Here is a 14,371-nt window from a genome sequence, read left to right as displayed (position 1 = left end):
GAAGGGGATGCTGACCATAACGCTGCTCAAGTAATCTCTCTCCTTGGGGCGACTGTAAACTCGCCTGAAATTCCGAAACTTAGCTGTCCTCTGGGTCAGCTAGGGATTGGGATAAAGCCCGCACCCTGCGCATAGTGCGGGTGTCGGGTAGTTTACTTTCGCAAGACTACATCATCCCCTTAGGTGCAGAGCCAGCCGCCGGCTTGGGCTCAGGCTTTTCCACCACAATCGCTTCGGTTGTGAGGTACATTCCGGCTATGGAAGCCGCGTTTTGCAGCGCTGAGCGCACCACTTTGGCCGGATCGACGATCCCCTGGGCAAACATATCCACATAGGTTCCGCTCAGGGCATCGAAGCCAAAGGGCATCTCCTTCTCCAAAACCTTTTCCACCACCACTGACCCTTCCAGACCGGCATTGTGGGCAATCTGAAAGAGAGGGGCCTGCAAGGCTCGGTAAACAATTTCTGCCCCCACCTGTTCTTCGGCATTCAACTTGGCCTTGAAAGCCGGGATCCCTTTGGAGAGGTGCAATAGCGTCGCCCCGCCGCCAGGGACGATCCCTTCTTCCACCGCAGCTCGGGTGGCATTCAGGGCATCCTCAATGCGCAGCTTGCGATCTTTGAGTTCTGTTTCAGTGGCAGCCCCCACTTTGATCACCGCCACTCCCCCGGCTAACTTGGCGATGCGTTCTTGCAATTTTTCGCGGTCGTACTCGGAATCGGTGGTTTCCAGTTGCTTGCGAATTTGAGCCACCCGCTTTTCCACCGCCGCTTTGGTGCTGCCATCGGTCACAATGGTGGTCTTGTCTTTGGTGACAGTGATCTTGCGGGCTACCCCCATCATGTCCAGGGTGACCTTGTCCAGCTTGATGCCAACATCCTCAGAGATGAGCTGCCCGCCGGTGAGAATGGCAATATCTTCCAGCATGGCTTTGCGCCGATCCCCAAAAGCCGGAGCCTTGACCGCCACCGCATTGAGTACCCCCCGCAGGCGGTTCACCACCAATGTGGCCAGAGCCTCTCCCTCCACATCCTCCGCAATGACCAGAAGAGGCCGACCCTCGCGGGCCACCCGCTCTAGGATGGGCACCAGATCTTGCAGGCTGGAGATCTTGTTGCTGGTGATCAGCAGATAAGCATTCTCATACTCGGCCACCATCCGCTCCGAGTCGGTGACGAAATAGGGGGAAATGTAGCCGCGGTCAAACTGCATCCCCTCCACCACGTCCAACTCGGTTTCCAGCGACTTGGATTCTTCGACCGTGATCACCCCATCTCGCCCTACAGCATCCATAGCCTTGGCGATCATCTCTCCCACTTCGCTGTCGTTGCCGGCAGAGATGGTGGCTACTTCGGTGATGGTCTTACGGCCTTCCACAGCCTTGGCGTGAGCCGCAATTTGCTCCACCAAGTAGGCGGTGGTCTTTTCAATGCCGCGTCGCAAGGCCACAGGGTTGGCACCCGCCGAGATGTTTTTGAGCCCTTCCCGCACCATGCTTTGGGCCAGGATGGTGGCTGTGGTGGTACCATCTCCGGCCACATCGTTGGTCTTAGAGGCCACTTCCCGCATCAACTGGGCGCCTGTGTTCTCCAAAGGATCGGCCAACTCAATTTCCTTGGCAATCGTGACCCCGTCGTTGACGATTTGGGGGGCACCAAACTTCTTCTCCAAGACCACGTTGCGTCCTTTGGGGCCAATCGTAACCTTGATTGCATCCGCCAGTTGGTTGATGCCCTGCTCCAATGCCTTGCGGGCCTCTTCTCTAAACAGAATCCGCTTTGCCATAGAATCCGCGATCCTCGTAAGTCTGACTGGGCTCCTACTTTGGGTACTGCCAGGCGGAGTGGGGTTCCCAGGAATCCTCCGGCTCGGCTAGCAGGGAGTTAGCACTCTAAACTCCTGAGTGCCAATCTAGCCCAAAGACGGGAGCCTGAGCAAGATGGGGCAGATCCAGAGTCACGTTTTGGCTGAGAGGGCTAGGAGTTGCCGCCGATCAGAATGTCGGGAAACTGGGCCTGGGCTTCGCTGATGGGGCGGTTGCGCCCGCCGTTTTGCCAGTAGTTGATGAGTTCGGTGGCTCGGTTGAGCAGCTCAATGCGATCCACCTCGCTGATCCAGGTTTTGCTTTCCAGCTCAGCTTTAAGCTGCTCCCAAGCGTCATCCCGCGGCCAGAAAAAGTAGTGGGTGAGGGGGCTGCGGTTTTTGGCCACCACCTGATCGACGGCAATAGCCAAATCGTTTTCCAACCAGAGGGCTTTTAGGGCGAACTTCGGCAAGGCTCTCTTCTCCTTTGGGCTACTCAACGGACGATCCGATCCTAACCAGGCAGCCTTTCATTCTGACATATGTCCTGTCCATCGGCGGGCCGAGAGCCGGAAGATGGATACGGGCTCAGCCCTGTCTGGGGGCAAAGGGCCCTAGATCACAGAGGGCTGTTTCCCCTTTCAGTACCAAGTCCCGCAGAATGGCCGCGCTGATCGGAGCCAGCAACACCCCATTGCGATAATGGCCGGTGGCAATGAGAAGATTGGCGTAGCCAGGAGCCCAACCCAGAATGGGGGCACGCTGTCCCACCGGTCGAGGCCGATGGCCGGCCCAATGCTCCAACAAAGTCGCTGCGGCCAAGGCCGGGCAGAGTCGGATGGCGCAGGCCAGCAGATCTTGTAGCGCCAGCAGCGTCGGCTCGGGATGAGGGGCCTGAAATTCCACTGTTGCCCCCACCCACAGGGATCCATCCCCCAGGGGAACCAGATGCAGATCCGCGTCGGTGACCACGGGCCCCAGGGGGATCGCGGGGGCTTTGACCCGCAGGGCCTGACCTTTGACCGCTTGCAGCGGCACCTGCAGCCCCAGCTCTTTGGCCAGAGGAGAGCTGCCCAGACCTGCCGCCAGAATGACGTGACCTGCCGAGAGGGTGAGAGCGGGCGTGTAAACCGTTTGCAGGCGAAAGGGGGGATCCGAGCTGCGCTGAATCTTCTGGACAGGCTGGTGGAAGAAAAAGCGGGATCCCTTGCGTTGGGCTGCTTCCAAGAGAGCCTGGGTTAGGAGCTTGGGTTGGACTTGTCGATCCTGGGGAGAGTAGATGGCCGCCGCCAGGTCGCTGCGCAGGCCGGGCTGCAGGGATCCCACTTCGGCAGGGCTGAGCAGATCTAGGCGGTAACCTGCTTGTCGGCGGGCCGCCAGGGTCTCTTGCCAAGCTTCCACTTCCTCCTCCCTGAGGAGTTTGAGAATGCCGCGCCGATTGACGGGCAAACTCCGGCCCAGGTCTTCCTCCAGCCGCGCGATTAGGGGATCGAACAGCTCCAGGCTTTTCAGGCGAAGCTGAACCGTCTCCCCACCCGCTTGCCGACTGGAAATGCCCACCAATACCCCCAGAGCTGCCCCTGTCGAGCCGGCGGCAGGATCCCCGGCATCGATCCCAACCACCGATAGGCCAGCCGCAGACAATTCGTAGGCGATGGCACAGCCCACCACCCCACAGCCGATCACCAGCACATCACAGTTCAACAGCCCGACCCTCAACGGAGATGCTTTTCGTAGTGATACTCCACAGAGTTGCTGCGATCGTGCAATTCACGAATTTCCGGCAGACGCACATAGCCGAGCCGCTCATAAACCCGATGAGCCGTCGTGAAGCGAGTATCTGTCCACAGATGCAGAGAGTCCGCCTGCTGCTGCCGAGCCGCAAATTCGGCCTGTTCAATCAAACGCCGACCCAAACCCCGACCGCGCACTGCGGGCAGAGTGTAGAGTTTTTTCAGCTCCATGCGCCCAGGGATCCCATCGGGCACAAGGCCGACACAGCCGACCACTTGATCCTGATGCTGCGCCACCCAAAGGGATCCCCCCATCTCCGCGAAAGCTGTGGCAGGCTGAAGCAACTCCGGCACCTCTTCGATGTCCAATACACAGCCTGGATACTCCGCAAAGACCACTTGCAAAATGTGGAGCAGAGCCGCACTGTCCGAGTTTTCCGCAGGACGGATGTCGACGATCTGCATCAAGCAGCGAAGAAAAAGAAATCATCGTTAAGTAAAGCTTTCTCGATTGTACCTGGGCTTGCTCGAGGACTCTGTTTTCTCTGTTTCTCAGGGAGCAGAGGATCCCTGAGGTGAGCAGCTAAGATCGCTAGCATCCCCAACCCCATCTGCCCATGGATACTGAACTGCTGGTTCCCGACGTCGCCGATCTCGTAACAGAGGATGATACCCCGGTGGATAACTTTGCCTCGGAAAAACAGCAGCGCCTCCTGACTGGAGCTCTCTACAGCGCTTTGCGCGGCAAAACCTTTTTAGCAGCGGCAAATGTAGGCATCTACACCGCCATCGGTCGGCCCCCGATTGTGCCGGATGTTTTTCTCAGCCTGGACGTCACGGTGCCGGAGCAATGGTGGGAGAAGCAAAACCGTTGCTACCTGCTCTGGCAATTTGACAAGCCGCCGGATGTGGTGATCGAGATCGTCTCCAACCGCGAAGGCGACGAGCTGGAAGGCAAGCTGAGCCGTTATGAGCAGATGCGAGTTAGCTACTACGCGGTCTTCGATCCCAATCATGAGCTGGGGCCAGAGGAGTTGCGCATTTTCGAACTGCGGGGCCGCCACTACGCGGAAATGACCGAGACCTGGCTAGAACAGGTGGGACTGGGCCTGACGGTGTGGGAAGGCGTTTTTGAGGGGAAACAAGCTCGCTGGCTGCGCTGGTGTGATGCCCAAGGGCAGTTGCTGCTGACCGGCGATGAACGGGCTGAGTTGGAGCGGGAACGGGCCGAGCAAGAACGCCAAAGGGCGGAGCGAGAACATCAACGGGCGGAGCGTCTGGCGGCAAGATTGCGGGCTTTGGGTGAGGATCCCGATTTGGAGAGCTGAAGCCCAGGGATCCCCTTCAGCACCCACCCTCCACTACACTCAGAGAGGGAACTGCTGCCGGAGTGGCAGGGATCGTTGGACTCACAGATGGGTTATCGCCGCCGGGATTGGTTGGCCTACTGGCTGCTCAAGTGGCTGGTGGTCAACCCCTTGTTTCGGGGACTGTATTTTGGGCGCACCTATGGGCAGGAAAACGTGCCTCGCCAGGGATCCCTCATCGTCGTCAGCAACCACGCCAGCCATTTGGATCCGCCGCTGGTGGCCAATGCGGTGCGCCGCCCGGTGGCCTTCATGGCCAAGGAAGAGCTGTTTCGGGTGCCGGGGCTGAAGCAGGTGATCCAGCTCTACGGCGCCTACCCGGTCAAAAGAGGCGGCTCTGACCGCGCTGCCCTGCGGGCCACGGAAGCAGCTTTGGCGCAGGGATGGGCGGTAGGGATCTTTTTGAATGGCACTCGTACCCCCGATGGCCGCATTCCTCAGCCCCACTTGGGAGCGGCCTTGGTTGCAGCCCGCACCCAAACGCCTCTGCTGCCTGTAGCCCTTTGGGGCACGGAAAAGGTCTTGCCCAAGGGATCCCGGTGGCCGCGTTTGTTCTGCCCCATCACGGTGCGCATTGGCAACGTGATTCCCCCCCCCGCTTCCAGCGATAAGGCCGATTTGCAGCAGGTGACGGCAGAGTGCGTGCAGGCTATCCATGCCCTTTTGGATCAGGGGCGCTGAGGGTATCTTGGGCTACCAGATACTCAACAACAGGGATCCCTCCCAAGATGTGCTTTTGAAGAATCTCCTCCACCACCTCCGGCGTGACCGAGTGGTACCAAAACCCACCGGGATAGACCAGCAACACAGGGCCAGGAACAGCATAGTCGCATGCCCGCAGGCAGTTGGCTTTGGTGCGGTGTACCCGCAGGGATCCCCCGCTCCCGATTTCCAGGTTCAATTCCTTGATCCGCGATTTCAAATAGTCCCAGGCTTCCAATCCCACGGCTTTCTCACAACATTTGGGCTTGGTTTGATCTGCACAAAGGAACAAATGCCACTGGTAGGGCGGAATGGGAGCCGGCTGAGGCGCTTGGCCTGGGGATCCGGTTGCCGAGGAGGGATCCAGGATAGGGGAAGAAGCGACAGGACGCGACATAACAAGATGTTTGGGCTTGGCTACAGTTGCATTATCCCCTGTTCTCTAGGTTCTTACCGATGCTGGTGGATAACCCCAAGCAGCGACTGTTTCTTGCTCTGCTCCCCCCTCCAGCACTGCAAGAGCAGGTGACAGCCATCAAACAGCAGTTTGCCGAGCAATTTGCCAGCCAAGCGGCCCTGCGCTCGCCTCCCCACATCACTCTGGTGCCGCCGTTCGAGTGGCCCAGTTCCGATCTGCCGGCCTTGACGGGATCCCTAGAGGCCTTTGCCAAGCAGCAAACTCCCGTCGCCATCCAGTTATCCGGCTTTGGGGCCTTCGCGCCGCGTGTCATTTTTATTCACGTCGTGCCCTCCCCAGAACTGCAGCAGCTACAAGCTCAAGCCCATCACCACATGGGGCTCCTTCTCAACCGGAAAGAAACGACCGCTCAAGCCCGTCCGTTTGTGCCCCACATAACCGTGGCCTTCCGAGACCTAACCCCCGCCCACTTTCGCGCCGCCTGGCCAGAGTTCAAGACGCGTTCTTTCCAGAGTGCGTTTGTAGCGTCAGCTTTGACGCTCCTCCTCCACGACGGCAAACGTTGGCAGGTTTTTGCCCAGTTCTCGATGGGGGAATAATGGGGAACAGAAGAGGGTTGCCAACCGAAGCAGCCTACTCCACCCAGTGAGCGGCCATGTATTCCGCCAAGTCCAACACCCGCTGGGAGTAGCCCCACTCGTTGTCGTACCAAGCCATGACCTTGACCAGATCCCCATCCAGCACACTGGTCATCTCCGCATCCACAATGGCCGAGCAGTCGTGGCCGCGGTAGTCGATGGAGACCAAGGGAATATCCGAGTAGGCGATGATCCCTTTCATCGTGGTTTCCGAGGCTTCCTTCAGGGCAGCGTTTACCTCCTCGGCAATCACGCGCCGCTCCGTCTGCACCACCAAGTCCACCAGAGACACATTGGGCGTGGGAACCCGTACCGCCACCCCATTCAGCTTGCCTTTCAGCTCCGGGATCACCAAAGCCACCGCCTTGGCAGCCCCCGTGGTGGTGGGCACCATGCTCAATGCTGCTGCCCGGGCCCGCCGCAGATCGCGGTGACCACCATCTAAGATCCGCTGGTCGCCGGTGTAGCTGTGGGTGGTGGTCATGGTGGCGCGAAGGACGCCGAACTTGTCCAGCAACACCTTGATGATCGGGGCAAGGCAGTTGGTGGTGCAGCTGGCGTTGCTGACAATGTTGTGCCGCACCGGGTCGTAGGTGTGTTGATTAACACCGTAGACAAACGTGGGAATGTCTCCCCCCTTGGCCGGGGCGGTGATCACCACCTTTTTGGCCCCCGCTTCTATGTGCTTAGAGGCACCCTGGTAGTCGACAAAAACACCTGTAGCTTCAATAACAAGATCCACTTTCCACTCTTTCCAGGGCAGGTTGCTGGGGTTGCGGTCGGAAACGGCATAGATATGCTTGCCGTTCACCACCAAACCGTTTTCTGCAGGCTCAACGTCTGCTCCCTGCAACGGCCCAAGGATGGAATCGTACTTGAGCAGGTGGGCAGCCGTGCGAGCATCTGAGGTGTCGTTGATGGCAACAATGTCCAGGTTGGACTGGGAGCGACCCAGCCAACAGCGCAAAAAGTTGCGACCAATGCGACCAAACCCGTTGATGGCTACCCTAACCACTGCTCCTGACCTCGCTGCTTGAAATCTCTTGGGGGCTGCTGCTTAGCACATGATATCGCAACCCCTGAACATTCTGAAGACAGAATTTGGGATCCAAGGGGTTGTCTTCGTGGACGTTGACCTGCAAACCTATGCGGAGCAGGGATTGAGCCTCTTTCAAGCGGGATAGCGCTGGTGCAGCAGAGCCATAGCCGAGGCTACATTTTCTACCCCTCGCTGCTCCAGAAGATCCGTGAACATACTATCCAGCCAGTAAAGGTGCTCGCTGATGATCTGGCTCCAGGCGCGGTAGAGTTTCACCTGGACTTCCAGAGGCAACAGGATCAGCCCCTCGTTGGAGAGGCGCAGGGTCTGCACCTCGGTCATGCTCACTGCCGTAAAGGAGCGCCGCCGCCCCGTCAGCAGAGAAAGTTCCCCAAACAAGCGCCCGGCGTGCAGCGTGGCCAGCCAATAATCTCCCGGATGTCGCACGTACTGGCGACGCAGCTCCACCACTCCACTGAGGATCATGTACAGGTCACTGCTGGGATCCCCCTCTTGAAAGATCACCTGGCCAGGAGAGAAGCGGCTGGGCAACAGGGCTGCCGTCAGCGCCTTCCACTCGGCATCTTCCAAGGATTGGAAGAGCAAGTGCTCGCGAACACGCTCAAACGGATAACGGGGGCTGCTCATGATGTCGGTGGGCCAGAGGGGTACCTGAGGCCGGCTCCGTTTCATCCTACCGCTGCCGGCAGGGTATTGGGAGATGGGAGAGAGTTGTCCCCAAAGAGTATCTAAGATGCAATGGAAAAGGTAGGTCGCTCCCAGGGATCCCATGCAGCCTGGCTCAATTGTCCGCTGCCGCAACCGCGAGTGGGTGGTGCTCCCCGCTGATTCAGAAGAAATTGTGGTGCTGCGGCCCCTCACCGGCACCCCAGAAGATGCGGTTTGCATTCACCGACACCTGATGAACCTTGTGGGCGGCACCTTGCCCTTCGAGCGAGTGGAGCCTACCGCCTTTCCTTGGCCCTCTGGGGATCATCCTGCCGATGCCACCAGTACCCTTCTCCTCTGGCAGGCGGCCCGGCTGATTTTACGGGAGGGCGCAACTCCCTTTCGCTCTCTGGGGCGCCTCTCGATTCGGCCACGGGTATACCAGTTTGTGCCCTTGCTCATGGCGCTGCGCCTCGATCCGGTGCGGCTATTGATTGCCGACGACGTAGGGGTGGGCAAGACCATCGAGGCGCTGCTGATAGCCAGGGAGCTTTTGGATCGCGGCGAGATCCGACGCCTTTGTGTCCTGTGCCCTCCCTATTTGTGCGAGCAGTGGGCCAGCGAGCTGGCCGAGAAGTTTAACCTGGAGCCAGTGGTCATCCGCTCGGGAACGGTGGGGCAATTGGAGCGAAAAACCCCTGTTGGGCGCAGCCTCTACGAGCACTTTCCTGTCCAGGTGGCCAGCATTGACTTCGTCAAGACCGAGCGCAACCGCCACCCATTTCTGCAATTTTGTCCTGAGCTGGTCATTGCCGACGAAGTCCATGGGGCAGCGGCGGCCCATGGCAAAAACCAGCAGGAGCGCCACAGTCTGCTCAAAGCGGTGGCCCAAAACCCCAACCGCCACCTGATCCTGCTGACGGCAACTCCCCACAGCGGTGTCGAAGAGGCCTTCCGCTCGCTGCTGGGGCTGCTGCGGCCCGAGTTCGAGACATGGGATCTCCAGGATCTCAACGAAGACCAACGCGTCCAGCTAGCCCGTCATTTTGTCCAGCGCACGCGGCGAGATATTCGGGAAACTTGGCAGGAGCTCACCTGTTTTCCAACCCGGGAAGCTGAAGATGAAACCTACACCCTTTCTGAGGGGCAGCGCAAGCTGTTCGAGGACACCTATGGGTTTTGCTCGGAATTGGTGTGCACAGGGCAGCAACTAGAGAAGCGCCAGCAGCGAGTGCGCTACTGGGGAGCGCTGGCCCTTTTGCGCTGCGTAATGTCCAGCCCGGCGGCAGCAGTAGCGGCATTGCACAATCGCAGCGGAGCAACCCTGGAGGCAGAAGAAGAGGTTGAGGCAGAACTGAGCCGCTGGGTGTTCGAGTCGGCAGAAGAGCGTACCGACGATGAGCTGCCAACGCCAGCTCTTGAAGCCGCAGACCCAACCCTGCCGGATAGCGACCGCCGCCGGTTGCAGGCCCTGGCCCGTCTGGCCAAACAGCTCCAGGGCCCAGAGCACGACACCAAACTGGCGCGGGCCATCGAGCTGGTGAAAAAGTTGCTTCAGGAAGGTTTTCATCCCATCCTCTGGTGCCGCTACGTTGCCACTGCGGAGTATCTGGACAGTTACCTTCGGCAACAGCTGGGATCCCCAGCCCAAGTAGCCTGTGTAACGGGCAGGATGGGAGACGAGGAGCGGGAGGCCAAGATCGCGAACCTGGAAGTTGACCGACCACGGGTGCTGGTGGCCACCGACTGCCTCTCGGAAGGGATCAACCTGCAGGAAAAGTTTACAGCCGTCATCCACTACGACCTGCCCTGGAACCCCAATCGGCTGGAGCAGCGGGAGGGCCGGGTGGATCGCTACGGCCAAAAGGCCAGCCGGGTCAAGGTCATCCGCTTTTTTGGCCGCGACAACCCCGTAGATGGCGTGGTACTGGAGGTGTTGCTCAACAAAGCGCGGGAGATCCACCGCACCCTGGGCACCCACGTGCCTGTGCCGGAGGCTAGCGAAAGCGTTACCCAGGCTGTGCTCGAAGCCCTCTTCCTGCGCAAGGGACACTGGTCCGCCGAGCGCCAGCTAACCCTCGATCTTGGCGTGCCGGAAGTGGATGAGTTTCACCGGCGCTGGGATCGCTCTGTCGAACAGGAGCGGCGCAACCGCACCCGTTTTGCCCAGCGGGCCCTCAAGCCTGAGGCAGTGCAGCGGGAGCTGGAGGCCACCGATGCCGTGCTAGGGGATCCCGAAGCTGTGCGCGAATTCTTCCTGGCTGCCGCCCAGCGCCTCAACCTAGCCATAACCCCAGGGAAGCGGTCGGGGGTCTACCAGGTTAGCGTCGGCTCCGAAGCCACTGCCATCTTGCCGGAAGCCATTCGCCTGGCCCTGCCCTCTCCCAAAGGCGGGCGTTGGCTAATCAGCTTCGACTCGCCCACGCCCGAAGGTGCCGAATACATTGGCCGCAACCACCGCGTCGTGGTTGCCCTGGCCCAGTTTTTGCTGGAGGAAGCCCTCGACAACCCAGAGAAAGGGGATGCTGTCGTCTCCCGCTGCGGCGCTCTACGCACCCGAGCGGTAGTTGATCTTACAACTCTACTGCTGCTGCGGGTGCGCTACCTGGTGGAGCAACCCCAGGGGCAGCCTCTCTTGGCGGAAGAGGTGCTGGTGCTAGGCGGTGTTGGCCTGGAGAGCGGCGAGGCCCGCTGGCTGGAGACGGGCGCAGCTCTCCAACTGCTGGCCACGGCCAAGCCGGATGAGAACCTACCGCTAGCGGAAAAGCGGGAGCTGGTTCAGCATCTCCTGGCCTGTCTCGGCCCGTGGCAGGAGACAGAGGAAAACTGGGGAAGGGATCACCGGCTGCAGCAGGCGGCGCGGGAGCGGATTTTGCAGCGTGCTGCTGAGCTGGAGGCTGCCCATAGGCGCATCCGCCAAGCCGTGTCCCTACAGGGGCGGGGGCTGAAGGTGAAGCCGCAGCTTCCCCCCGATCTTTTAGGACTCCTTGTTCTCCAACCGGTGGTTTGCCGATGAGCGAGTTTTCTGGGGTACGCATCGAAGGAGGCCTGTTGGGGCCCGATATTCTCGAAAAGCTGCTGGCAGGGGATCTGCCAGGACAGAAGCCAGAAGACTTCGGCTTTAACAGCAAGCGCGGCCCAGTCGAAGAGATTGCCGCGGTCTTTGCCGATTGTCGGAAGTACTGGGAGGCCTTCCAGAGCCGCCTGCAGCGCCTGCCCGAAAGCGATCTCGCCACCAGCATCACCCGCGATGCCTGGGCGATCCCCTTCTTCAGTTTGCTGGGGATCGAGGTGCGCTATCAACCGCGCGCCTGCGAGGTGGACGGAATGAACTTCCCCATCTCGCATCGCATGGGCGAGGCGGAAGACGCGCCACCGGTGCACATCGTCGGCGCGCGCCAGGAGCTGGGCCGCGTGCCGGCTTCTGGCCGGCCTCGCCTGGCACCCCACTCGCTGCTGCAGGAGTATCTCAACCGCAGCGAGCACCTCTGGGGCATTGTTACCAACGGATTGACCCTGCGCCTCCTGCGGGACTCCACCTATGTGCGTCGGCAGGCCTATGTGGAGTTTGACCTGAAGCAGATCCTAGAGGAGCAGCGGTTTAACGACTTTGCCATCCTCTTTCGGCTGCTGCACCGCAGCCGCTTGCCCCAAACGGCAGAGCTAGCAGGGGATTGTCTGCTGGAAAAGTACTACCAACAGGCCCTGGAGCAGGGTGGCCGGGTACGGGAACGGCTGCGGGAGGGGGTTGAGGAGTGCATCAGGTTGCTGGCAAATGGGTTCCTGGCCCATCCCAAGAACCAGAGGCTGAGAGCGCGGCTCTTGTCGGATCCCAGGGAGCTCTACCGCCAACTGCTGCGCTTGGTCTACCGGTTCCTGTTCCTCTTGGTTTCCGAAGAGCGGGGGTTGATGAGCAGCGCGGCGCTCTATCGCGAGCACTACAGCGTGACGCGGCTGCGGCGGTTTTTGGATCGGCAAAGTGCCCAAGACGAACACGAGGATCTCTGGTGCAGCTTGCGGGTGCTCTGGAGGGTGCTTTCCCAAGAGGAGCTGGCGGAGCTGCTGGGGGCTGCTCCTCTCAACGGAGAGCTGTTTGCCCCTCTGGAGCTGGATGAGTGCAGCCTGAGCAACCGGGATCTGCTGCAAGCCTTTTCGCACCTAGCCTACTACCGAGAAAACCCCACCTCTCCCCTTCGGCGGGTCAACTACGCGGCGCTGGATGTAGAAGAACTGGGATCCGTCTACGAAAGCTTGCTCGACTACCAGCCTCAGATTGTAACTGGGCAAGGGGCGCCTCGCTTTGAGTTGAGCTACGGCTCAGAGCGCAAGAGCACAGGCTCCTACTACACCCCGCCGGAGCTAGTGGCCGAACTCATCCGCTCGGCGCTGGAGCCAGTGATCGAAGAACGGCTGAAAGCCGCTCGCCCACCTGAGGAAAAAGAGCAAGCGATTTTGTCCATCCGTGTGTGTGATCCCGCCTGCGGATCCGGTCACTTCCTGCTTGCTGCCGCCCGCAGGTTGGGCAAGGAACTGGCAAAGATCCGCACCGGCGAAGAGGAACCCGCCCCCGAGCGTGTCCGCGAGGCCATCCGCGATGTGGTGGCGCACTGCATCTACGGCGTGGACAAAAACCCGCTGGCGGTGGAACTCTGCCGCGTGGCCCTGTGGCTGGAGGCCCACTGCGCCGGCAAGCCCCTCACCTTCCTGGATCACCACATCAAGTGCGGCGATTCGCTGGTGGGTGTCTTGGATTTGGCGATTTTGGAAAAGGGCATCCCCGATGAAGCCTTTACCCCGGTTAGCGCTGACTCCAAGGAGGCTGCCCGCTCGCTAAAGCAGCGCAATCGCACCGAGTGCCAGAGTTTGCAAACAGGGCAGCTTTCCCTTGCTTTTGACACTGACCAGGTGGTGGCTGAGCTTAGCCAGGAGCGACAGAAGCTAGAAGCCATTCCAGACAACTCCCCGGCAGAGGTTAGCCGCAAGCAGCAGCTCTACAGCCGCTATTGCCAAGACCCGCAACACCAAAAGCTAGTGGAAGCCTGCAACCTGTGGACAGCCGCTTTTTTCCAGCCCTTGATCCCTGACTTCTCTAGGGCCATTACCACCCAAGCCGTGGCTGATCGACTGCAGGAGAGAACCCCCTCCCAGGCCCTTGCCACTGCTCAGGCCCTCGCCGTCGAGAACCGGTTTTTCCACTGGCCGCTGGAGTTCCCGGAGGTGTTTGAAAGTGGCGGCTTTGATGTGATCCTCTCCAACCCGCCCTGGGAGCAAATCCAACTGGAGGAAGAAGAATTCTTCGCCAGCCGCGATACCGCCATTGCCCGCGCGCCCAACGCCGCCGCCCGCAAACGCCTGATTGCCGACCTGCCCCAGACCAACCCCGCCCTCTGGCACGACTACCAGCGCGCCCTGCACAACGCCGAAAGCGCCAGCCGCTTCCTGCGCGCGAGCGGACAGTACCCCCTGACCGGCCGCGGGCGCATCAACACCTACTCCGTCTTCGCCGAGCGCGTGCGTCACCTGCTGAGGGGACGGGCGGGCATCATCGTCCCCACCGGCATTGCCACCGACGCCACCAATCAGTTCTTCTTCGCCGATCTGGTGGAAAAAGGACATCTGCTCAGCCTGTTCGACTTCGAAAATCGTGAAAAACTCTTCCCGGCGGTCGACAGCCGCATGAAATTCTGCCTGCTCACCCTTTGTGGAGAGCAGGAGAGCAAGAGAGCAGGAGAACACGAGACCTCTCCCGCTCTCACGTTCTCATTTTTCGCCACCCGCCCTGAACACCTGCGCGACCCGCGTCGCGTTCTCACCCTCACAGCGGACGACATTGCCCGCATCAACCCCAACACCCGCACCCTGCCCGTCTTCCGCACTCGCCAGGATGCCGACCTGACCCGCGCCATCTACAGCCTGTTAAGGGCTCAAGGGGTACAATAGCAGCACTTAGCAAACCAACTTCGGAAGGAGGATGGATTGATCAGTAGTAAAGAAGTCTTCA

At 60.2% G+C, this 14,371-nt stretch carries 12 protein-coding genes; 5 read left to right on the top strand and 7 right to left on the bottom strand.

Annotated features, from left to right (window positions below):
- Nucleotides 1–166: 166 nt before the first annotated feature.
- The 4 genes from groL to ACVWXF_RS12995 form a co-directional block, all read right to left on the bottom strand.
- A complete protein-coding gene (gene groL, locus ACVWXF_RS13010; protein WP_457474600.1) occupies nt 167–1,786 on the bottom strand; it encodes a chaperonin GroEL in 1,620 nt (539 codons plus the stop codon).
- A gap of 191 nt (nt 1,787–1,977) precedes the next feature.
- Entirely contained in the window at nt 1,978–2,304 is a 327-nt protein-coding gene (locus ACVWXF_RS13005; protein WP_414330048.1) for a 30S ribosomal protein PSRP-3, read from the bottom strand.
- An 88-nt stretch (nt 2,305–2,392) separates the two neighbouring features.
- Entirely contained in the window at nt 2,393–3,508 is a 1,116-nt protein-coding gene (locus ACVWXF_RS13000) for an NAD(P)/FAD-dependent oxidoreductase (RefSeq protein WP_457474599.1), read from the bottom strand.
- 11 nt (nt 3,509–3,519) lie between these two features.
- Nucleotides 3,520–4,002, bottom strand: a complete 483-nt coding sequence (locus ACVWXF_RS12995; RefSeq protein WP_457474598.1) for a GNAT family N-acetyltransferase — start codon at nt 4,000–4,002, stop codon at nt 3,520–3,522.
- A gap of 152 nt (nt 4,003–4,154) precedes the next feature.
- Between ACVWXF_RS12995 and ACVWXF_RS12990 the strand changes: the two genes are divergently transcribed.
- Entirely contained in the window at nt 4,155–4,865 is a 711-nt protein-coding gene (locus ACVWXF_RS12990; RefSeq protein WP_414330056.1) for a Uma2 family endonuclease, read from the top strand.
- An 87-nt stretch (nt 4,866–4,952) separates the two neighbouring features.
- Nucleotides 4,953–5,585, top strand: a complete 633-nt coding sequence (locus ACVWXF_RS12985; protein WP_414331435.1) for a lysophospholipid acyltransferase family protein — start codon at nt 4,953–4,955, stop codon at nt 5,583–5,585.
- On the opposite strand, the gene ACVWXF_RS12980 is transcribed toward ACVWXF_RS12985, so the two are convergent.
- Entirely contained in the window at nt 5,554–6,003 is a 450-nt protein-coding gene (locus ACVWXF_RS12980; RefSeq protein ID WP_414331431.1) for a (2Fe-2S) ferredoxin domain-containing protein, read from the bottom strand. The two genes, ACVWXF_RS12985 and ACVWXF_RS12980, sit on opposite strands and share 32 nt — an antisense overlap.
- Nucleotides 6,004–6,062: 59 nt before the next feature.
- Between ACVWXF_RS12980 and ACVWXF_RS12975 the strand changes: the two genes are divergently transcribed.
- On the top strand, nt 6,063–6,623 hold the full coding sequence (locus ACVWXF_RS12975) for a 2'-5' RNA ligase family protein (protein ID WP_414373648.1): 561 nt from the start codon (nt 6,063–6,065) through the stop codon (nt 6,621–6,623).
- A 34-nt stretch (nt 6,624–6,657) separates the two neighbouring features.
- Here ACVWXF_RS12975 and gap read toward each other — a convergent pair whose 3' ends face one another.
- Together gap and ACVWXF_RS12965 are read right to left on the bottom strand one after the other, a co-directional pair.
- Nucleotides 6,658–7,677, bottom strand: coding sequence for a type I glyceraldehyde-3-phosphate dehydrogenase (gap, locus tag ACVWXF_RS12970; RefSeq protein ID WP_011433307.1), 1,020 nt, complete (start codon nt 7,675–7,677; stop codon nt 6,658–6,660).
- A 156-nt stretch (nt 7,678–7,833) separates the two neighbouring features.
- Nucleotides 7,834–8,394 carry a Crp/Fnr family transcriptional regulator gene (locus ACVWXF_RS12965; RefSeq protein ID WP_457474597.1) on the bottom strand — a complete coding sequence of 187 codons (561 nt, stop codon included), beginning with the start codon at nt 8,392–8,394 and terminating at the stop codon, nt 7,834–7,836.
- Between the two features lie 97 nt (nt 8,395–8,491).
- Here ACVWXF_RS12965 and ACVWXF_RS12960 point away from each other — a divergent pair, with 97 nt between their 5' ends.
- Together ACVWXF_RS12960 and ACVWXF_RS12955 are read left to right on the top strand one after the other, a co-directional pair.
- Nucleotides 8,492–11,386 carry a helicase-related protein gene (locus ACVWXF_RS12960; RefSeq protein ID WP_457474596.1) on the top strand — a complete coding sequence of 965 codons (2,895 nt, stop codon included), beginning with the start codon at nt 8,492–8,494 and terminating at the stop codon, nt 11,384–11,386.
- Entirely contained in the window at nt 11,383–14,310 is a 2,928-nt protein-coding gene (locus tag ACVWXF_RS12955) for an Eco57I restriction-modification methylase domain-containing protein (RefSeq protein WP_457474595.1), read from the top strand. Before ACVWXF_RS12960 ends, ACVWXF_RS12955 begins: the two co-directional genes overlap by 4 nt.
- The last annotated feature ends 61 nt before the right edge of the window (nt 14,311–14,371 follow it).

This window comes from Thermostichus sp. MS-CIW-40, assembly GCF_054058315.1.
Note: the sequence above shows the minus strand (reverse complement) of the source record. Positions and strands in the feature narration are given on the sequence as shown.